The 19343-nt window shown below is 67.2% G+C and carries 16 protein-coding genes; 8 read left to right on the forward strand and 8 right to left on the reverse strand.

Annotated elements, in window-relative coordinates; translation table 11 throughout:
* Window positions 1-5 precede the first annotated feature (5 nt).
* Complete coding sequence (locus QX135_RS06210) at window positions 6-1406, reverse strand: ethanolamine ammonia-lyase subunit EutB (protein WP_316176857.1); 1401 nt, start codon at window positions 1404-1406, stop codon at window positions 6-8.
* 251 nt (window positions 1407-1657) lie between these two features.
* Here QX135_RS06210 and QX135_RS06215 point away from each other — a divergent pair, with 251 nt between their 5' ends.
* Window positions 1658-2170: an N-acetyltransferase gene (locus tag QX135_RS06215; protein WP_316176856.1), complete on the forward strand. Its 513-nt coding sequence runs from the start codon at window positions 1658-1660 to the stop codon at window positions 2168-2170.
* A 137-nt stretch (window positions 2171-2307) separates the two neighbouring features.
* Here the strand turns inward: QX135_RS06215 and QX135_RS06220 are convergent, their stop codons facing one another.
* From QX135_RS06220 to QX135_RS06245, 6 genes are all read right to left on the reverse strand, one after another.
* Window positions 2308-4629, reverse strand: a complete 2322-nt coding sequence (locus tag QX135_RS06220) for a TonB-dependent receptor (protein WP_315785732.1) — start codon at window positions 4627-4629, stop codon at window positions 2308-2310.
* Between the two features lie 162 nt (window positions 4630-4791).
* Window positions 4792-5163 (reverse strand): DUF2946 family protein, encoded by a 372-nt coding sequence (locus QX135_RS06225; protein WP_316176855.1) that lies wholly within the window; start codon window positions 5161-5163, stop codon window positions 4792-4794.
* A gap of 199 nt (window positions 5164-5362) precedes the next feature.
* Window positions 5363-7426, reverse strand: a complete 2064-nt coding sequence (locus QX135_RS06230) for a hypothetical protein (protein ID WP_316176854.1) — start codon at window positions 7424-7426, stop codon at window positions 5363-5365.
* A gap of 142 nt (window positions 7427-7568) precedes the next feature.
* On the reverse strand, window positions 7569-10391 hold the full coding sequence (locus QX135_RS06235) for a DUF4159 domain-containing protein (RefSeq protein ID WP_315776136.1): 2823 nt from the start codon (window positions 10389-10391) through the stop codon (window positions 7569-7571).
* Window positions 10388-11344, reverse strand: coding sequence for a DUF58 domain-containing protein (locus QX135_RS06240; RefSeq protein ID WP_316176853.1), 957 nt, complete (start codon window positions 11342-11344; stop codon window positions 10388-10390). Before QX135_RS06240 ends, QX135_RS06235 begins: the two co-directional genes overlap by 4 nt.
* Entirely contained in the window at window positions 11344-12342 is a 999-nt protein-coding gene (locus QX135_RS06245; RefSeq protein ID WP_315738357.1) for a MoxR family ATPase, read from the reverse strand. Before QX135_RS06245 ends, QX135_RS06240 begins: the two co-directional genes overlap by 1 nt.
* A 263-nt stretch (window positions 12343-12605) precedes the next feature.
* Between QX135_RS06245 and QX135_RS06250 the strand changes: the two genes are divergently transcribed.
* The 5 genes from QX135_RS06250 to QX135_RS06270 are packed head-to-tail and all read left to right on the forward strand — an operon-like array spanning window position 12606 to window position 16156.
* Window positions 12606-13208: a DUF1285 domain-containing protein gene (locus QX135_RS06250; protein WP_315785698.1), complete on the forward strand. Its 603-nt coding sequence runs from the start codon at window positions 12606-12608 to the stop codon at window positions 13206-13208.
* A gap of 8 nt (window positions 13209-13216) precedes the next feature.
* Window positions 13217-13876, forward strand: a complete 660-nt coding sequence (locus QX135_RS06255) for a CoA pyrophosphatase (RefSeq protein WP_409997670.1) — start codon at window positions 13217-13219, stop codon at window positions 13874-13876.
* Complete coding sequence (locus QX135_RS06260; RefSeq protein WP_315776140.1) at window positions 13873-14136, forward strand: DUF6111 family protein; 264 nt, start codon at window positions 13873-13875, stop codon at window positions 14134-14136. The genes QX135_RS06255 and QX135_RS06260 overlap by 4 nt, the downstream gene beginning before the upstream one ends.
* Window positions 14133-15383: a CCA tRNA nucleotidyltransferase gene (locus QX135_RS06265; RefSeq protein WP_316176852.1), complete on the forward strand. Its 1251-nt coding sequence runs from the start codon at window positions 14133-14135 to the stop codon at window positions 15381-15383. The genes QX135_RS06260 and QX135_RS06265 overlap by 4 nt, the downstream gene beginning before the upstream one ends.
* Window positions 15380-16156, forward strand: coding sequence for a TSUP family transporter (locus QX135_RS06270; protein ID WP_316176851.1), 777 nt, complete (start codon window positions 15380-15382; stop codon window positions 16154-16156). Before QX135_RS06265 ends, QX135_RS06270 begins: the two co-directional genes overlap by 4 nt.
* 38 nt (window positions 16157-16194) lie before the next feature.
* On the opposite strand, the gene QX135_RS06275 is transcribed toward QX135_RS06270, so the two are convergent.
* On the reverse strand, window positions 16195-17094 hold the full coding sequence (locus QX135_RS06275) for a LysR family transcriptional regulator (protein ID WP_315738715.1): 900 nt from the start codon (window positions 17092-17094) through the stop codon (window positions 16195-16197).
* A 104-nt stretch (window positions 17095-17198) separates the two neighbouring features.
* On the opposite strand from QX135_RS06275, the gene QX135_RS06280 reads away from it, so the two are divergent.
* Window positions 17199-18278, forward strand: coding sequence for a 4-oxalomesaconate tautomerase (locus tag QX135_RS06280; protein ID WP_316233999.1), 1080 nt, complete (start codon window positions 17199-17201; stop codon window positions 18276-18278).
* Between the two features lie 52 nt (window positions 18279-18330).
* A complete protein-coding gene (locus tag QX135_RS06285) occupies window positions 18331-19329 on the forward strand; it encodes an ABC transporter substrate-binding protein (RefSeq protein WP_315796841.1) in 999 nt (332 codons plus the stop codon).
* Window positions 19330-19343: the final 14 nt, after the last annotated feature.

Below are 19343 nucleotides of genomic sequence, written 5' to 3' on the forward strand. Positions count from 1 at the left end.
GTCCCTCACGCGCGCGCTCCATGGCCGATCAGCCGGGCCACGGCCGGCGCGCTGCCGGGCAGCGGCGGCATGCGGCCGCTGCTGTCGAGCAGGCCCATCCGTGCCAGCCACGCCTCGAACTCCGGCGCCGGGCGGCGGCCGAGCAGATGCCGCAGCCGCATCACGTCGTGATGCGACAGGCTCTGATAGTTGAGCATGATATCGTCGGCGCCGGGCACGGCGATCAGGAAGTTGACGTTGGCCACTGCCAGCAGCAGCGCCAGATCGTCCATGTCGTCCTGATCGGCCTCGGCATGGTTGGTGTAGCAGACATCGCAGCCCATGGGCACGCCGAGCAGCTTGGCGCAGAAATGATCCTCCAGCCCGGCGCGGATGATCTCCTTCGCGTCGTAGAGGTATTCGGGACCGATGAAGCCGACCACGGTGTTGACCAGCAGCGGCGAGAAGGCGCGCGCCACCGCGTAGGCGCGGGCCTCGACCGTCTGCTGATCGAGGCAGTGATGAGCGTCGGCCGACAGCGCCGCGCCCTGGCCGGTCTCGAAATACATGACGTTGTTGCCGATCGTGCCGCGCTTCAGCGACAAGGCCGCGTCCTGCGCCTCGGCCAGCAGCGCCAGGGTCACGCCGAAGCCGGCATTGGCAGCCTCGGTGCCGGCGATCGACTGGAAGACGAGATCGAGCGGCGCGCCTTTCTCGATCGCCTGGATCGAGGTCGTGACGTGGCTCAGCACGCAGGACTGCGTCGGTACCTCGAATTTGAGCCTGAGATCATCGAGCATCGTGAGCAGGCGGATGCAGGCCTCGACATTGTCGGTCGCGGGATTGATGCCGATCACCGCATCGCCCATGCCGAACAGCAGGCCATCGAGCGTGCCTGCGGCGATCGCCCGGGGATCGTCGGTCGGATCGTTCGGCTGCAGCCGCGACGACAGCCGCCCCTCCAAGCCGATCGTGGAGCGGAAGCGGGTCACGACCCGGCATTTGGCGGCGACAGCGACGAGATCGCCATTGCCGCAGAGCTTGGAGACCGCGGCCACCATCTCCGGCGTCAGGCCCGGCGCGAGGGCGGCCAGCCGGTCAGCGTCCGCCTCCCAGGACATCAGCCATTCGCGCAATTCGCCGACGGTCAGCGACGCGACGGGCGCGAATGCGGCGGCATCGTGGCTGTCGAGGATGAGGCGCGTGACCTCGTCGCTCTCATAGGGAATCAGCGGCTCGTCGAGGAAACGCCGCAGCGGCACGTCAGCGAGCGCCATCCGCGCCGCCACCCGCCGCGCGGCGCTGTCGGCTGCGAGGCCAGCCAGCTCATCGCCGGACCGGCGCGGCGAGGCGCAGGCCAACAGCGTCTTGAGATCATCGAACACATGAGTTTCGCCGCGATGGCGCGACCGGAACGCACCCGTCATCTTCGACCTGCCGCTCGTGCTGCGTCAGAGCGGTCCCAGCGGCCGCGACGGCGACCACAACGCTCATGACCTGGGGCAGGTTAAGCGAGGGCGGCTCCGGAAACTTGACATCTTAGCACAATCTTCGGTCACGCCACGCGAATGCTCAGAAAATTGGCATCGGTGCCCCCCCGGCGGCGGGCGAATGCTGTCAACACGTGGACGGCCCGCCATGGACCGCGCCGCTCCAGAATGCTATCTCGCCACCCCACATGAGTGACCTGTCCATTACGATCTCCGCCGAAAAGCCGGGCGACGCGCAGGCGATCGAGCGGCTGCATGAGCGCACCTTCGGCCCCGGCCGCTTCGTGCTGAGTGCCTATCGACTGCGCGAGCATGTCGATCATCTGCTCGCGCTGTCGTTCACCGCCCATATCGGCACTTTGCTGGTCGGCTCGGTGCGGCAGCTCCCGATCTGCGTCGGCGACACCAAGGCGCTGATGCTCGGGCCGCTGACGGTCGAGCCGCCGTTCCGCAAGCACGGCATCGGCCGCATGCTGATGGAGCGCTCGATCGCGGACGCGCGGGCGCAGGGCCATCGCTTGATTCTGCTGGTCGGCGACGCCGCCTACTACAGCCGTGTCGGGTTCAAGCCGGTGCCGAAAGGCCGGGCGATCATGCCGGGCCCGGTCGACTACAACCGGCTGCTGGTGAACGAGCTCGCCGACGGCGCATTCGAGGACGTCGAGGGTGCGATCCGTCCCGACTGGGATTACGCCAGGTAGGTCGTCATTGCGAGCGAAGCGGCGAAGCGAAGCAATCCAGAGCCCCAAGAGAAGTCTGGATTGCTTCGTCGCTTCGCTCCTCGCAATGACGAAGGGGGCTCAGATTGCTTTCCTCCGCGCCCCGACCGAATTCGCAATCAGAACTTGAGATTGGCAAAGATCCGCACGCCGATGCCGGGCAGCAGCACCTCGTCCTTGGTGTAGGAGACCGAGTTGCGGATCTTCTCGTTCAACAGATTGTTGCCGACGAGGCCGACCAGCATCTCGCGCGCGCCGAACATGTTCGGGTTGAGCTTGGTCCGGTAGCTGACCTCTGCCTTGAGCAGGTTGTAGCCGGGCGTCGGAGTCTCCGCGATCGGCGCGATGTCGTTCTGCGCGAAAGCGTGCAGCAGATTGATGCGGGTCAGCCAGTTGGCATCGCGCCAGAACAGGCCGCCGCCGACGCGCATCGGCGGGATCCGCGGCACGTTGACGCCACCCGGGAAGGTGGCTCGCACGACGTCGAACTGGTTCTCGATGCCCCAGATGCCGGTGCCGAGCTGGGCGACATCGTACTGGCTCTGGAACTCGAAGCCGCGGAACAGCGCGTTGCGCTGCGAATAGACCGCTTGGTTCAGCGCGGTGCCCGTGGTGCCGCAGGACGCGAAATCGTCGTCGCACATCACGCCGGTCAGCCGGCGATAAATGAAGTTGCTGAACTGCGTGTAGTAGGCCGTGGCCTCGAAGCGGAACGGGCCGGTCGCCTTGCGCAGCCCGGCCTCGACGGTTTTGGCCGTCTCGATGGTCAGGTTCGGATTGCCGATGTCGAAGGTTGCGGTCGCATCATGGCCGCCGCGCGAGAACAGCTCGGCTGGCTTCGGCGCGCGCTCGACATATTGCGCGGTCACGCTCGCCACCAGATCGCCCGGCAGGTTCTGCAACAGGCCGACGCTCGCGCTCTTCGGCGTGTACGACGGATTGCGGGCGATGTTGGCTTGCGGCGTGCCGTCCGGCAGATAGTCGACCGGAAAGTTCGGTGTGGAGCCGTTCAGCGCGACGTGCTCGATCCGGCCGGCGACCTGCGCCTTGGTCGAGGGCGAGAAGGCGAACTCATTGAAGACATAGCCGGCGACGCGATTGTTGGTGTTGGGGCCGAACAGGCCGTTGAACACCGAGCCGGGGTTGTCGGGGCTCGGCGCATTCAGCTCCTGGTGCCCGGCCTGCACGCCATAGGCGGTCGTCAGCGTGGCGAAGCGCAGATTGACGGGCATCATCTGCATCTCGACGCGCGCTTCCTGCTCGCGATTGGTGAAGGTCTGGCGCACGCCATCGGTGGTCGGGTCGGTGACGGCTGCAAGGCCGAGCTCATTGTGCCGATAGTCTGTCGCGCCGGCCCAGAATCGGATCGCATCGATCGCCGCGGAGTCCGGGCGATACTCGCCCTTGGCGGTGATCTTGGTCTGGTGTGCGTCGATCCGGGTCCGGCTGTCGGCGCCGTCGATGCCGGGGATGTGGTAGAGCGCATCGGTCTGCTGGATCGCCGCGCCGATGAAGCCGCCGGTGAAGAAGTAGCTGCCGCCGATCGAGGCGCCATCGTTCTGCACGGCGGAGTTCGGCTGCCGGCCGTTCACCGGGCGGGTCTGGTCGAACAGATAGGGGTAGCCCGGAATCGAATAGTCGCCGGTCTTGCGGCCGTAGGCATCGGCATGAAGTGCGAAGTTGCCGCCGCCAGCATCGAGCAGCACGCCGCCCTCGACGCCGCGGTCGACCGAGCTGAACGAGGTGCGCGTTTCCGCGGTGACGCAAGGCGCGCTGCCCGCGGCCGGCGCGCTCGCCGGCAGGCCATAGGTCTGGAACGGCGCGGTCGAACAGGTCGGCAGGGCCTGCGGAATGCGGTTGTTGGTGGCGCTGACGACGCCGCCGATCGAGGTGGAGCCGTAGCGCAGCGCCGCGGGGCCGCGGACGACCTCGATCTGGTCGCTGGTGAGCGGATCGATCGGCACGAAATGATCTTCGCCGAGGTCGGACGCACCGCCGCCGCCGATGCCGTTCTCGACGATACCGACGCGGTTGACGTCGAGGCCGCGGATGATCGGCCGGCTCGAGGCGCCCGGCGCGAAGCTCGATCCGGTAATGCCGGGTTTCGAATTGAGAAGGTCGCCGAGCGTGGCGGCGCCGGAGCGGCGAAGCTCCTCGTTCGGCACCACGGTGACGGTTGCGAACTGGTCGGTGACGACAGGCAGCACGCCCTGTTGCGGCGGCGGTGGCGCTGATTGTGCTTCTCGCGCTGGCGTCGGCGCACGGGGCCCGCGCGCGACGCGCGCGGTAGGATTGGGCCGCGGCACCACCGGCTTCCGTGCCCGTATCGGGCTTGGCGCTGTCACGTTGACCTCGGGCAACTCGGCCGCCGGCTTCGGATCGTCAGCGCGCGCGGGCGCACCCAAAACGCACAACATGGCTGCGGCGCTGCAGCCCGACATCAAGGCTCTCGACAACATCCTTCAATTCCTGATCCTGATCAGGCGTCCCACGTCTTTCGTTGCTGGCGGGATGCACCTGCCGTCGGCTTGCGACGGACCCATTCCTGCACGCTGCCGCCGTGCGCGTGAGCGCAACCGTGGCGGCGTTTCGAGCGGTTCGGATCAGGCGATGGGAGGAGCGCGCGGCTGGAAGGCGGTGTCGACGACGACAGCCGCGACAGTGGCGGTGATCGCATCGGGCAGACGAAATGCGACCGCTTCAGGAGGCGTCAGAACGGGCGTCGGTGACAGCAGGATCGATTGTGCCATCGCCATGACGGCGCAGATGGCGCAGCCATCAGCGGAGGGCTGCTGGTCGGGGTCCTGGCTTGCGGGAGAGGAGCCGGTATGGGCCTGTGCGGTCGTGATACGACTGCCGTCCAGGCTCTGCGCGGAGAGCCAATGAACATGGCCGAACGCGAGCGCGAATTGCAGCACCAGCGCCAACAGCGCGAGCCGCGAGACATCTTTGATGTTCGCGCGAAACCAGCTCATCGCCAGCTCTGGCTCATGTGATCTGGCTCATGTGAATAGGCCACCCCGTTCGGCTGAGAGGCTCAGCCTTTGTTACAATGTAACATCGCAGAGGCGCCTCGTAGCTGTCAATCAGAGCGCCGCGGCAACGGATGGAAACCGGCTCGCTGTGCCCTTCGCGCCACGTCGCACGCCGCCGTGGTGCGCGTGTGTCTTCGTGTCAGCGTCCCTCGCGCACCCAGGTTGCGGCGAGCGCGCCGAGCAGCAGCAGCAGGCCGATCACGCCGGCGAACATCGGCAGCACGCCGACGCCCTTGACCACGCTGGCGTCGCGCATCCGCACGCCCATCCAGCCGTCACCGCTGAACAAGGTCGACGACCTGACGGGGACGATGCGCGGCAAGTCGATGCCGGATCCGTCGGCGATGCGGCGGGCGTCGCCGCCGGTCGCCTGTGCCAGCGGCTTCAGGGTTTCGGTGGTCGAGGTGACCTCGGAGAATTCCTTCGGATTGGTCGGGCCGACATTGATCAGCGCCTTCAGCGTGCCGTCGGTCGCCTGCCACAGGCCGAGCTCGTTGGCGGGCAGGGTCGCGCGCCATTCGCCGGGATCGCCCTGGCTCAGAGTGAGCTCGCGCGTGGTGCCGGACGGCGAGGTCACGGTCACCGGCGGGACGGTGTCGCCCATCGTCTGGCGGATGACGGCGAGATCCTTGCCTTGAATCTGCAGCCGCAGCGCTTCCTCGTCGAGATCAGGCTGCTGCATCAGCCAGTGCGACATCCGCCGGAGCAGATCGAGATGCGGTCCGCCGCCTTCATAGCCGCGTGCCCACAGCCAGATGTGGTCGGACAGCAGCAGAGCGACGCGGCCGGCACCGAAGCGCGACAGCAGCAAGAGCGGCTTGCCATCGGCGCCGGTCATGACCGGCGGACTGACCGCATTGCGCGTCTCGACGGTGCGGAAGAAGCGGCTCCAGCGCGGCGGCTCGGAGCCCGAGCCCTCGAGGCCGCGCGTAACCGGATGGCGTTTGCCGGCGTCAGATAGATGCGCATAGAAGGGCTTCTCGGTGACACCGACCGGCTCGGCGGGCAGCACCGAATCGAGCGGTGTGCGCCAGATGCTGGTGTTGGAGGCGTAGTCCGGCCCGGCCGAGACCAGCACCGCGCCGCCATTGCGCACGTAGCGCGCGATGTTGTCGAAATAGGCGATCGGCAACACGCCCTGCCGGGCGTAGCGGTCGAAGATGATCAATTGGAATTCGTTGATCTTCTGCTGGAACAGCTCGCGGGTCGGAAACGCGATCAGCGACAGCTCGTTGATCGGGGTGCCGTCCTGCTTCTCCGGCGGCCGCAGGATAGTGAAGTGGACGAGATCGATGCTGGCGTCCGACTTCAGCAGGTTGCGCCAGGTGCGTTCGCCCGAATGCGGCTCGCCCGACACCAGCAGCACGCGCAGCTTGTCGCGGACGCCATCGATCGAGACCACGGCGCGGTTGTTGACGAGGGTCAGCTCGTTGTCGAGCGGCGATGCCTCGATCTCGACGATGTTCTGGCCTTCGTGCTTGATGTCGACGTCGACATTGGCGGCTTGGCCGCTGGTCAAGGTGCGCTCGCTGATGACCTCGCCGTCGCGCCGGATCACGACCTTGGCGCTGGCGCCGCTGACGCCCTGGTCGTCGAGCCGGAAGCTGATGGTCTGCGGCTGGCCGACGATGCCGAAGCGAGGCGCGGCCGTGATCGCGACGCGGCGGTCGCGCTCGGCCTTCTGGCCCGTGATCAGGGCCTGCAGCGGAGCCTGGAAGCCGAGCGCGGCAACGTTGCCGGGAATGTCGTGGACGCGTCCATCCGTGATCAGGAAGGCGCCCGCGACCCGATCGACCGGGACGTCCGACAGCGCCGAGGTCAGCGCGCTGAACAGATGCGTGCCGTCGGTCTCGCCATCGGCCTGACCGGCATCGACCACGCGGACCTCGAGGCCCTTGATCTTCTTCAAGCTGTCGACCAGCGACTCTTGGGCCGCTTGGGTCTGCTTGTTGCGGTCACCGAAATTCTGGCTCGGGCTCTTGTCGACCACGACGGCGGCGACCGAGCTCAGCGGCTCGCGGTCCTCGCGCGTGAACTGCGGATTGGCCAGCGCGAGCGCGATCAAGGCGAGCGCGGTGACGCGGATCCAGGCCGAGCGCGAGCGGCCGAGCAACAGGAGCGCGGCGATGACGACGATCGCGCCGATCGCGAGCCACAGCACGAACGTCGGGACCAGAGGCGTGAACGCGATGCCGTAATTCATGAGGCAAACTCGCTGGCTTCGTCATGGCCGGGCTTGTCCCGGCCATCCACGTCATTCCCTCGGAAAACAGGGGCGTGGATGCCCGGCTCAAGGCCGGGCGTGACGACGGAGGTTTTGGCGCGGCTGCGCGTGGCTATTGTCATCACTGCCCAAGCCGTTCGATCAGCGCCGGCGCGTGCACCTGGTCGGCCTTGTAGTTGCCGGTCAGCGTGTACATCACGATGTTGACGCCGGCGCGGAAGGCGAATTCGCGCTGTCGCGGCTCGCCGGGAACCATCGGCAGCATGGCCTGGCCGTCGGGGCGGATGGCCCAGGCGCCGGCGAGGTCGTTGGAGGTGATGATGATCGGTGAGACGCCGTCGCCGCCGCGCGCCGGACGCGAGGCGCTGTCCTCGTCCTCGTCTTTCGGCAGCGCCTCGACCCAGGTCTGGCCTGCGGTGAAGCGACCGGGGAAGTCGCGCAGCAGGTAGAACGTCTTGGTCAGCACGTGCTCGCGCGGCACCGGCTCGAGCTCGGGGACGTCGAGCGACGACAGAATCTCGCGCAGCGACTGCATGCCCGGGGTCTGCTGCGCGCCGTTGTCGCCGGGCGGCGCCTCGACCGCATCCCGGGTGTCGAAGATGACCGTGCCGCCCTGCTTCATGTAGGCGTCGATCTTGTTGATCGCGTCCTGCGGCGGCTTCGGCGTGCCCGGCACGATCGGCCAGTAGATCAGCGGGAAGAAGGCGAGCTCGTCATGCGCAGGATCGATGCCGACGGGGTCGCCGGCTTCGAGCGCCGTGCGCTGGGCCAGGAACAAGGTCAGTCCGGTCAGGCCGGCCTTGACGATGGAATCGACGTCGGCATTGCCGGTCACGACATAGGCAAGCCGCGTCTGCGACACCGCGCGCATGGCGAAATCGTCGCTGGCGGCGTCGGCGCGCGCGGCCGTCGGCATCGCGACCGCGAGCAGGGCGCCGGTTGCAAGCACCGCAAGCGCGATGGACGCGGGCGCTGCACGCCGCCACCGCGCGAGCGAGGCCAGCACGCCGCCGAGCAGGGCGACGATGACCGCGTCGATCAGGAACAGCAGCAGTGCGGTCGACAGCAGGATGCCCCGGAGATCGCGCGGCTCGGCGGTGGTGTAGCTGGCACGCTTGGCGCGCAGCGTCGACGTGTCGAGCTGCAGAATGCGATCGGCGGGGCTGAGCGTGTTCACTGCGGTGGGTCCCTCGGCTGGGCCATAGAATCCGGGTGGATGATCCAGCGAAGCCCGGTCGTTGAAATCCGCCGGCAGCGGCTTGGCGGTCGAAGGCGGCGGTCCGAAGGCGCCGAAGCCGTCGAGGATGTGCAGCGGCGCCAGCGTGGCCTTGGCGGTCTCACCCGCGGGACCAGGGCCCGGCGTCGAGGTGTAGCCGGACATGTCGACGATGCGGCGGAGCATCTCGACCATCGCGCCCGACATCGGCAGATCGGACCAGCGCATGTCGGCGCTGACATGGAACAGCGCGATCAGGCCCTTGCCGCGATGCTCGCCCGTGACGAGCGGCGTGCCGTCCTCCAGCGAGGCCCAGCTCTTGGTCGCCAGCACGGCGTCGGGCTCGGCGAGGACCTGGCGATTGACCGTCACGTCCTTCGGGACGGTGATGCCGGCGAACGGGCCGTCGGCGGCGAACGCGGCCAGGTGTTGCGGCTTCTCCCAGGTCAGGCTGCCGCCCAGGGTGCGGCCGCCGCGGCGCAGCTTGACCGGCACGAGATCGTCGTCGCCCTGCGCCAGGCGCGGGCCGGCGAAGCGCACCAGCACGCCGCCATTCTCGATCCAGCCGTTGAGACGGTCGCGCAGCTCCGGCGACAGCGTGCCGACGTCGGCCATCACGATCATCGGCACCTTCTGGTCGAGGAACTGCGTGATGACCTGCTGCGGAGCGCCGCGATCACCGAGGCGGAGATCGGCGAACGGCGCCAGCGCGCGCGTCAGATAGAAGGTCGGCGCGAGCAGCGGTTGCGCGGTGTCGCTGGTGGCGCCGGAGACGATGCCGACCGCACGCCGCCGCCAGCGCTTGTCGAGCAGTTGCACGGCGCCTGCGGAGCGCTCGCCGGCGATCTCGAGCCGGGTGATGTCATTGCGCAGCTCGACCGGAAGATCGAAGCTCGCCTCGGCGTCGTGCGCACCGGCGGCGAAGCCGAACTGCGCTTCGCCGAGCGGCGAGCCCTTGGCGTCGAGCGCGCGCACAATGCCGCCCGGAACCGAGAGATCGGCGCGCAGCACCTTCACGGTCATCTTGGCCGCGGCGTTCTCGGCGCCCGCAAGCGCCAGCGGCGACAGGGTGCCGCCTTCGAACACCGTCAGGCTGCGATCGCCGATGGTCTTGGCAAGGCCGGTGACAAACTCGCTGCCGCGGCCGGGATCGACGCCGTCGGAGAACCACATGATCTCGGCATCGCCCGTCGCTTTCAGGAAGCGATCGAGCTGCGGCAGCGCATCGGCGCGCTCGGTCGTGTAGGCCTTGGGCGCGATCTGGCGCAGCGCGACGCGCGCCGCGCCGGCTGGCATCAAGGTGAGGTCGCGTGCGGGCTCCGACAGCGGCATCAGCGCGACGCCGCGGCGGTCGGCATCGGCATTGGCGATGATCTCGTCGGCGGCCCTGATACGCGTGTCCCAGCTCGCCGCCGCGCTCCAGCTGTCGTCGAGCAAAAGCACAAGCGGCGCCTTGCTGCCGACGGCTTCGGTGCGCGGATTCCAGATCGGGCCGGCCGCAGCGAAGATCACCAGCGCCGCCGCGATCAGCCGCAGCAGGGTGAGCCACCAGGGCGAGCGCGACGGCGTCTCTTCCTTGGGCGTGATGTCGAACAACAGCCGGGTCGGCGGAAACTCGATGCGGCGCGGCCGCGGCGGCATCACCCGCAGCAGCCACCACAGCACCGGCAGGCTGATGAGCCCGGTCAGCAGCAAGGGTTCGGCGAACGACAGCGGCAGGCCCATCATGCGCCGAGCCCTCCGGGGCCAGCGCCCACTTTGACGCCGCCGCGCGCGCTACCTTTGGCCGTGGTCATGCCGGCATGCAGGAACAGCAGCAGCTCGGCAGCCGAGCGGCTGGTGGTGTGGGTGGTGAACAGCCAGTCGAGCTTGCCGGTCTCGGCGCGGATCTGGTCGCGATGCAGCGCCACGCGGGCGACGTAGTCCTGCGCCCAGCTCTCGGCGCGGCCGGCCGTGATGACCTCGCCGCCCTCCGGCTCGACGAACTCGACGCGGCCGGAATAGGGGAAGGTCTCCTCGGCGGGATCGACGACCTGGACCATCGTGCCGTGCGCACCCGACGCGGACAGGCCGGCGAGCATGGTGCTGATCTCGGAGATCGGCGACCAGAAATCCGACAGCACGACGATCTCGGCGAGCGCGGACGGCACGAAGGAGGGCGGCAGGCTCGGCCTGATCGTCTCATCATGCAGCATCGCCTGCGCAATGCGGTCGATCACGTTGCGGCTCCCGGTCGGATTGATCAGGCCGGGAATGCCGACGCGTTCGCCGCCGGCCACCAGCAACTCGGCCAGGGCGAAGGTCACGATCAGGGCGCGCTCGAGCTTGCTTTCGCGGGCGCCCTTCGACGCGAACGCCATCGACGGCGAGCGGTCCGGCCAGATCCACACGGTGTGCGCGGCCTCCCATTCCTGCTCACGGACGTAGAGATGATCGTCGCGCGCGGAGCGGCGCCAGTCGACGCGCTGCGACGGCTCACCGGAGACGAAGCGGCGGTACTGCCAGAAGCTTTCGCCGGAGCCGGCGCGGCGACGGCCATGCAGACCATGGATCACATTGGCGGCGATCTGGCGCGCTTCGAGCACCAGCCGCGGCAGCGACGACGCCAGCGTCCGGCTTTCGCCATCGGCACGCCGGATTGCGAGAATCTCCTTGTCGGCGTGCCCTGTCGCTGCGGCCATCAGCCAATCCGGCTCTTCAGTTGCCGGATCACGTCCGGAATGGTGCGTCCCTCGGCGCGGGCCGGGAAGGTGAGCGCCATGCGGTGCTTGAGCACGGGCTCGGCGAGATCGAGCACGTCGTCGATCGAGGGAGCGAGGCGGCCGTCGAGCAAGGCGCGGGCGCGCACCGCGAGCATCAATGATTGACTGGCGCGCGGACCCGGGCCCCAGGCGATCAGCTTGCCGGCGTCGCCGGCCTCCGGGCCGGGGCGGGCGGACCGCACCAGCGACAGGATCGCCTCGACCACGGAATCGCCGACCGGCAGCCGGCGCACCAGCCGCTGCGCAGCGATCAGCGCGTCTGCGGTCATCGCGGCCTTGGCGCCGCTCTCTTCGGCACCGGTGGTCTCGAACAGGATGCGGCGCTCGGCGTCGCGATCCGGATAGTCGACGTCGATCTCCATCAGGAAGCGGTCGAGCTGGGCTTCGGGAAGCGGATAGGTTCCTTCCTGCTCCAGCGGATTCTGGGTCGCGAGCACGTGGAAGGGCTTCGGCAGGTCGTGGCGGGCGCCTGCGACGGTGATGTGCTGCTCCTGCATGGCTTGCAGCAATGCCGACTGCGTGCGCGGGCTGGCGCGGTTGATCTCATCCGCCATCAGCAGTTGCGCGAACACCGGGCCGGCGATGAAGCGGAACGAGCGCTTGCCGCCGGCGCTCTCGTCGAGCACCTCGGCGCCGAGAATGTCCGACGGCATCAGGTCCGGCGTGAACTGGATGCGCTTGGCATCGAGGCCGAGCGTCACGCCCAAGGTCTCGACCAGCTTGGTCTTGGCGAGGCCGGGGACGCCGATCAGCAGCGCGTGGCCACCGGACAGGATGGTCACCAGCGTGTTTTCCACCACGCGGTCCTGGCCGAAGATGACGCTGGAGATCGCATCCTTTGCCGCTCGGATCTGGCCGGAGACCTGTTCGGCCGACCGGACGATCGCATCCTCGAGCTTCTCGGCACTCTCAGCCATTTCCGCGCTCCTTCTGCCCCGCATCGTGAACTTTCGGACGGACGTTCCGCTCCAGTTTGCCGGGACACGGATGCCAACCTATGCGAAGGCGCTGTATTCGTTGAGTTAAACTATCCCCATATTATCGGCATTACGGGGTATTGACGGCATCACGTTATGGCGACCTTACATGACCTGCAGGGCCGCCAGGAACTTTTGCACAGACGACGGCGATGGAATCTTGCACCAATCGTGCCAAGGTGGACGCAAACTCAAGGCAAACCATGGCGAAGCAAGGGCAGACCACCGACAACGGACTCGATCGGCTGACGTCGGCGGCAACGCAGGCTGGCACATCCGCAAAGGGACTGCCGCCGGTGCATTTGTGGAATCCGCCATTCTGCGGCGATCTCGACATGCGAATCGCCGGTGATGGTAGCTGGTACTACATGGGCACGCCAATCGGGCGGCCTGCGCTGGTGCGGCTGTTCTCGACGATCCTCAAGCGCGAGGGTGATCGCTATTTCCTGGTCACGCCGGTGGAGAAGGTCGGCATCCGCGTCGATGATGCCCCCTTCACGGCCGTAGAAATGCGGACGGAGAGCGATGCGCGCGGACCGCTGCTGCATTTCCGCACCAATGTCGACGACTGGGTCGCGTGCGATGCCGAGCACCGGCTGCGCTTCGAGCCCGGCGAGAGCGGCGGCCTGACGCCCTATCTGCATGTGCGAGCCGATCTCTGGGCCAAGGTGACGCGGGCGCTCTACTACGAGCTTGTTGACATGGGTGAGGAGCGGATGATCGATGGGCGTGTCATGTTCGGCGTGGGGTCGGGCGGCGCGTTCTTCCCCATGGCCGATGCAGAACAGGTGAGGGCGGCGCTTTGAACCAGCCCATGGTGAGGAACGGGACCGCTGGGCTCAGTTCAGCCGATTTCTTCGCGCGGGGCCGCGCGCGGTTGCGCTTCGACGTTCCGCAGGCCCTGCTCGATCCGGATGTCATTCCGGCCAGCGGAGATTCCGGCACCGACCGCATGCTCGAGATCATCTCCCGCGAGCAGCCCATCCGTCCCGCGGCGGTGCTGATCCCGGTGGTCGACCATCCCGAACCGACGGTCCTTTTGACCCAGCGCTCGCCGAACCTCTCGAGCCATGCCGGGCAGATCGCCTTTCCCGGCGGCAAGATCGACGTCACCGATGCCTCGCCGCTCGATGCCGCCCTGCGCGAGGCCGAAGAGGAGGTCGGGCTCGACCGCAGCTTCGTCGACCCGATCGGCTATCTCGACGTCTACGGCACCGCCTTCGGCTTCCGCATCCTGCCCACGGTGGCGCGGGTGCGGCCCGGATTCACGCTCAAGATCAACGAGGGCGAGGTCGACGACGCCTTCGAGGTGCCGCTGGCCTTCCTGATGGACCCCGCCAATCATCAGCTGCATTCCAAGGAGTTTCGCGGCATGGAGCGTTTGTATTACGCGATGCCGTTCGCCGAGCGCTACATATGGGGCGCTACAGCGGGCATCCTTCGGGTCTTGTACGAGCGGGTCTGTCAGCCATGATCCGTGGCGTGTTGACGGAAATCGGAATTTTCCTCATTCCTTTTGCGGTTTATGTGTTGTTCTTGCTCGCGACCAAATCGGGGCTGTTGGTGCCTGTCAACTGGCCCTTTCATCTGATCACAAAATTGACGGTGGCGGCGCTGGTGTTGGTGATTGCAAGTCTGGTTCTGCTCGCCGAGTTCTCCGGCGCGCCGCCGCGTTCGACCTATATCCCCGCTCATGTCGAGAACGGCAGGCTCGTTCCAGGGGTCGAGAAATGATCGGCGCGCGGGTGCTGCATGCGCCCTGGCTCTCGTCCGGTCCCGCCGCGCGCGTGCTCGCGCTGCTCAATTGCGACGGCGAGGAGGCGCGGGTGGTCGGCGGCGCCGTGCGCAATGCGCTGCTCGGCATCGCCATCGGCGACATCGACATCGCGACCACGGCGCTGCCGGCGGAGGTGCTCCGGCGCGCCAAGGCGGCGTCGATCAAGAGCGTGCCGACCGGCATCGACCATGGCACCGTGACCCTCGTGCTCGAGGGGCATCCATTCGAGGTCACGACCCTGCGCGAGGACACCGAGACCTTCGGCCGCAAGGCCAAGGTCGAGTTCGGCCGCGACTGGGTCGGCGACGCGCACCGGCGCGACTTCACCATCAATGCGCTGTCCGTCGGGCCGGACGGCGTGGTGCATGATCACGTCGGCGGTCTCGCCGACATCGCCCAACGCCGCGTGCGCTTCATCGGCGATCCCGCCCAGCGCATCGCCGAGGATTATCTGCGCATCCTGCGCTTCTTCCGCATCCATTCGGCATTCGGCCACGGCGTCCCCGACCGCGAGGGCTATCTGGCCTGCATCGCCGGCCGCGCCGGCCTCGCCGCATTGTCGGCCGAGCGGGTGCGCATGGAGATGCTGAAACTGCTCGTCACCGACGGCGCGGTCGGCGCGGTCACGGCGATGGCGGATGGCGGGTTGCTGACGGCGATCCTCGGCGGCGTCGCCTATCTCGGTCCGTTCGCCGCGATGACCGGCATCGAGCGCGAGCTGGAGCTTTCGCCGAGCGCGGTCCGCCGTCTCGCGGCGCTCGCGGTCGCCGTGACCGAGGATGCGCGCCGTCTCGGCGTCAGACTGAAGCTCTCCAATGCCGAGACCAAGGCGCTGGACGGCATGGGCCATCGCTGGTGGCGGTTCGCTTCCGCCGACGAGGCGCGAGTCCGGCGTCTGCTGTATCGTCTCGGCGAGACCGTCTATCGCGACCGCCTGATGCTCGGCTGGGCGCGGGCGCGCGATCGCGACGATCGGCGCTGGCGCGAGCGTGCGCTGTTGCCGCAGCGCTTCACGCCGCCGAAATTGCCGTTGAAGGCGGCCGATTTCATCGCGCGCGGGGTTGCGGAGGGACCGCTTCTCGGTCATGTGCTCACCCTCGCAGAGGATGCCTGGTTAGCTGCGGACTTTCCGCTCGACGAGGCATCGCTGAACGCGATCGCCGATCAGGCGGCGGCGCGTGTCAACCGCGACGGACGTTCATGAATTTTCTGGCAGGCTTTGCCGACATCTCGCTCCTGCAACTCCTGCTCGTCGCTTCCGTCGCTCTCTTTGCTTCCATCATCGGTGGTCTCGCCGGCTACGGCACCGGCGCTCTCATGCCGCTCGTGCTGGTGCCAATGGTCGGCGCCGAAACCGTCGTGCCGATCATCGCGATCTCGGCGATCCTCACCAACCTCAGCCGCGTCGCCGCCTACATCAGCCACGCCGACCGTACGCGCGCCGTGATCGTCATCGCGGCAGCCGCGCTCACGACGGCGCTCGGCGCCTACGGCTACACGCGACTGACCAATGCCGGCGCGGCGTTGGTGATCGGCACCATGCTGATCATGAGCGTCCCGCTGCGGCGGATCCTGCGCAAGCGCGAGGTCAGGATCGGAAATGGCGGGCTTGCCGCCGGAGCAGTCGGTTATGGCGTGCTGGTCGGCGGCACCTCCGGCTCCGGCGTGATCCTGCTGTCGCTGCTGATGGCGGCGGGCCTGGAAGGCGCCGCGGTCATCGCCACCGACGCGATGATCTCGGTGGCGACGGGCGTCATCAAGATCTCGGTGTTTGGTTTGGCCGGCGTGGTCACGGCGCAGGTGCTGGCCTTCGCGCTCCTGATCGGCGCGGTCGCGGTGCCGGGCGCGTTCCTCGCCAAGGCCTTCGTCGCCCGCATGCCGGTGCACATCCACGCCGCCATCCTCGACGCCGCCGTGATCACCGGCGGCGGCGTGATGATCGCGTCGGCGCTGCGGCACCTGCTGCCGGCGGGATAGCCCTTCGGCGTCAGGCTACCTGCTGTGCTGCTCGGCCTCTACGTCCGCCCCCAGCGGCCGATCAGCATCTTCAGGAAACGCTCCGCCGCAGGCGACATCGTGCCGGTTCTGCGGCGCACGACGCCGATGGTGCGTGAGATCTCGGGATTGAGGATGGGGCGCGTGACGAGGAAGGGATGATCGCTCTGCGGTGTCGCCATCTTCGGAAGAACCGAGATGCCAAGCCCGGCCTCGACGAGTCCAAGCGACGTGGAGAGATGCGTCACCTCGTAGAACCAGCGCAGCTTGATCGCTGATTTGGCGAGCGCGGCATCGAGCAGCGTGCGGTTGCCGCTGGACCGGTGTACGGTGATCAGAGGGTAGGGCTCGAGATCGCCCCAGCCGACCGTCGCCATCGCGGCGAGCGGGTGATCCTTGCGCGCGGCGAGCACGAAGGGATCCTCGACCAGACGGTCGAAGATCAGCTCGGGGTCCGATGCTCCCATCAGGTTGATGCCGAACTCGACCTCGCCACGCTCGACGGCCTGCAGCCCATCGGTGGCCGGCAGGTCGAGAATGCGAAAGCGGATGTTGGGATATTGATCGTTGAACTCGCGGATGACCGACGGCAGGAAGTAGAACGCCGCGGTCGGCAGGCAGGCGATGGTGACGAGGCCTCCGCGATTGAGGCCGCTGTCGCGCACAGCAAACAGCGAGCCGTCGAACTCCTCGATCATACGCCGCACGAGCGGCACCAGCTCGGCGCCGAGCGCCGTCAGCGCGACGTGACGCGTCGTGCGCTCCAGGAGCGGCGCGCCGATCGCGCCCTCCAGCTTCTGGATGCGCCGGCTCAATGCCGGCTGCGAGAGGTTCAGGGCCTCGGCGGCCCGATGAAAGCTCTCCAGATCGGAGACGCTCAGGAAGGCCCGGAGGTCTAGGATCTCACAATTGATGTTAATCATGCATCAATACCGCAATTCTTTGCATTTCAAAGATCGATCTCAGCTCAGTATACGCAACAGTAACATGGATTGATACGAAATTGACATAACTGGGGGCCGGCATGAACGATCTGATCTCGATACCGTGCGTCCTGATGCGAGGCGGAACGTCGAAGGGGCCCTTTTTCCTGGCGTCGGACCTGCCGAGCGATCCGGCCCGGCGAGACGAGATTCTGCTCTCGGTCATGGGCTCCGGTCATCCGCTGCAGATCGACGGCATCGGCGGCGGCAATCCGGTCACGAGCAAGGTCGCCATCGTCGGGCCGGCCAGCGTGCCCGGCGCCGACGTGGATTATCTGTTCGCGCAGGTGCGGATCGATCAGCAACTGGTCGATACCTCGCCCAATTGCGGCAACATGCTTGCCGCTGTCGGACCTTTCGCCATCGAGGCGGGGCTGGTGCCGGCGAAAGGTCCGGCGACGCTGGTCCGCATCCACAACGTCAATTCGCGCCAGCTGATCGAGGCCGAGGTGCCGACCCCCAACGGCAAAGTGTCATATCTCGGCGACGCGTCGATCGACGGCGTCCCAGGGCGAGCGGCGCCGATTGCGCTCACCTTTCTCGATGCGGCCAACCGGATGGACGAGATGTTTCCGACCGGCGAGGCCAATGAGACGATCGACGATGTCAACGTCACGCTGATCGACTGCGCGATGCCGATGATGATCGTGCGTGCGGAGGATCTCGGCGTGACCGGCTATGAGAGCGCCGCCGCGTTGAGTGCGAACGCGGCGCTGCTGGAGCGGCTCGAGCGGCTGCGCGTGGCGGCCGGCGGGCGCATGGGACTCGGCGACGTCCGCGACCGTGTCATTCCCAAGCCGGTGCTGCTCGCCCCCGCGGTGCATGGCGGCCACGTGTCGGCCCGCTATTTCATGCCGCACGATTGCCACCCGTCGCTTGCCACCACCGGCGCCGTCGGCATCGCCACCTCGCTGATCGTGGCGGACACGGTGAGCGCGCGCCTCGCTGGGCTGCAGGTCGCGCCTGCGGTCATCGGCATCGAGCACCCGATGGGCCATATCGACGTCAAGCTGCAGGAGCGCGATGGCCGGATCGTGGCTGGGATTTTGCGGACCGCCCGCAGGCTGTTCGAAGGCTGCGTGTTCGCAAAACCCACGACACGGATGGTACACGCCGCCTGAGCGCACGCGCCGTCCGGACTCAATCGACATCGATAACAAGGGAGGAAGTCACATGCGTCGTCTCATGCTCGCCGTCACTGCGGCTGTCGCAATCTGCGGCTCGGCCGCCGCCGAGCCCGTGCGCATCAGCGTCGGCTCGTACAATCTGAACAACCTGCCGTTTCCGGTTGCGGTGGGCCTTGGCCTGTTCCAGAAGGAAGGGCTCGACATCACCGTGGAGAATTTCGCCTCCGGCGGCTCCAAGACGCTGCAGGCGCTGGTCGCCGGATCGACCGATGTCGCCGTCGGCTTCTACGACCACACCATCCAGATGCAGTCGCAGAACAAGTCGGTCGTCGGCTTCGTACTGCTGTCGCGCAATTCCGGTCTGGTGCTGGCCGGTGGCAAGTCTGCGACGTTCGACCCGGCCAGGCCGGAGACCATCAAGGGCGCCAAGATCGGCATCACCGCCCCTGGCTCATCCTCGGACTTCTTCGTCCGCTATTATCTCAAGCAGAACAAGATCCCCGCCGAGAGCGTGTATCTGATCGGCGTCGGATCAGGGGCCGCTGCCGTGGCCGCGCTGGAGCAGGGCAAGATCGACCTGCTGGTGAACTACGATCCGGCCGCGACCTATGTGGAGCAGAAGGGGATCGGCAAGATCCTGATCGATGCGCGAAGCGACGAGGGCGCCAAGCAGGTCTATGGCGGCATCTATCCGACCTCCGTGCTCTACGCGACACAGCAGTACATCGCCAAGAACCCGGGCACGGTCCAGAAGATCACCAACGCCATGGTCAAGGCGCTGCGCTGGATCGCCACGCACAATGCCGAGGAGATCGTCGCGGTGCTGCCGAACGATTTCATCTCCGGCGAGAAGCAGACCTATACGAAAGCGGTCGAGAAGGCCAAGGCGATCTTCTCCAGGGATGGTCAGTTCGACGAGACCGACGTGCAGACGCCGCTGCTCGTGCTCAAGAGCTTCAACGACAAGGTGGATGCGACGTCGATCGACCTCGCCAAGACCTACACCAACGCCTTCGCCGTGAAGGCGCAGAGCGTCTCGAACTGATCGGGAGGGAAACA

This window comes from Bradyrhizobium sp. SZCCHNR1098, from assembly GCF_032489375.1.
Lineage (GTDB): Bacteria > Pseudomonadota > Alphaproteobacteria > Rhizobiales > Xanthobacteraceae > Bradyrhizobium.

What these genes read in the sequence shown, in the direction of transcription:
- QX135_RS06285 (WP_315796841.1), top strand. Translation starts at nt 18,331, where the DNA reads ATGCGTCGTCTCATGCTCGCCGTCACTGCGGCTGTCGCAATCTGCGGC.
- QX135_RS06220 (WP_315785732.1), bottom strand. Translation starts at nt 4,629, where the DNA reads ATGTCGGGCTGCAGCGCCGCAGCCATGTTGTGCGTTTTGGGTGCGCCC.
- QX135_RS06210 (WP_316176857.1), bottom strand. Translation starts at nt 1,406, where the DNA reads ATGACGGGTGCGTTCCGGTCGCGCCATCGCGGCGAAACTCATGTGTTC.
- QX135_RS06280 (WP_316233999.1), top strand. Translation starts at nt 17,199, where the DNA reads ATGAACGATCTGATCTCGATACCGTGCGTCCTGATGCGAGGCGGAACG.
- QX135_RS06265 (WP_316176852.1), top strand. Translation starts at nt 14,133, where the DNA reads ATGATCGGCGCGCGGGTGCTGCATGCGCCCTGGCTCTCGTCCGGTCCC.
- QX135_RS06225 (WP_316176855.1), bottom strand. Translation starts at nt 5,163, where the DNA reads ATGAGCTGGTTTCGCGCGAACATCAAAGATGTCTCGCGGCTCGCGCTG.
- QX135_RS06270 (WP_316176851.1), top strand. Translation starts at nt 15,380, where the DNA reads ATGAATTTTCTGGCAGGCTTTGCCGACATCTCGCTCCTGCAACTCCTG.
- QX135_RS06235 (WP_315776136.1), bottom strand. Translation starts at nt 10,391, where the DNA reads ATGATGGGCCTGCCGCTGTCGTTCGCCGAACCCTTGCTGCTGACCGGG.
- QX135_RS06240 (WP_316176853.1), bottom strand. Translation starts at nt 11,344, where the DNA reads ATGGCCGCAGCGACAGGGCACGCCGACAAGGAGATTCTCGCAATCCGG.
- QX135_RS06230 (WP_316176854.1), bottom strand. Translation starts at nt 7,426, where the DNA reads ATGAATTACGGCATCGCGTTCACGCCTCTGGTCCCGACGTTCGTGCTG.
- QX135_RS06260 (WP_315776140.1), top strand. Translation starts at nt 13,873, where the DNA reads ATGATCCGTGGCGTGTTGACGGAAATCGGAATTTTCCTCATTCCTTTT.
- QX135_RS06245 (WP_315738357.1), bottom strand. Translation starts at nt 12,342, where the DNA reads ATGGCTGAGAGTGCCGAGAAGCTCGAGGATGCGATCGTCCGGTCGGCC.
- QX135_RS06215 (WP_316176856.1), top strand. Translation starts at nt 1,658, where the DNA reads ATGAGTGACCTGTCCATTACGATCTCCGCCGAAAAGCCGGGCGACGCG.
- QX135_RS06250 (WP_315785698.1), top strand. Translation starts at nt 12,606, where the DNA reads ATGGCGAAGCAAGGGCAGACCACCGACAACGGACTCGATCGGCTGACG.
- QX135_RS06255 (WP_409997670.1), top strand. Translation starts at nt 13,217, where the DNA reads ATGGTGAGGAACGGGACCGCTGGGCTCAGTTCAGCCGATTTCTTCGCG.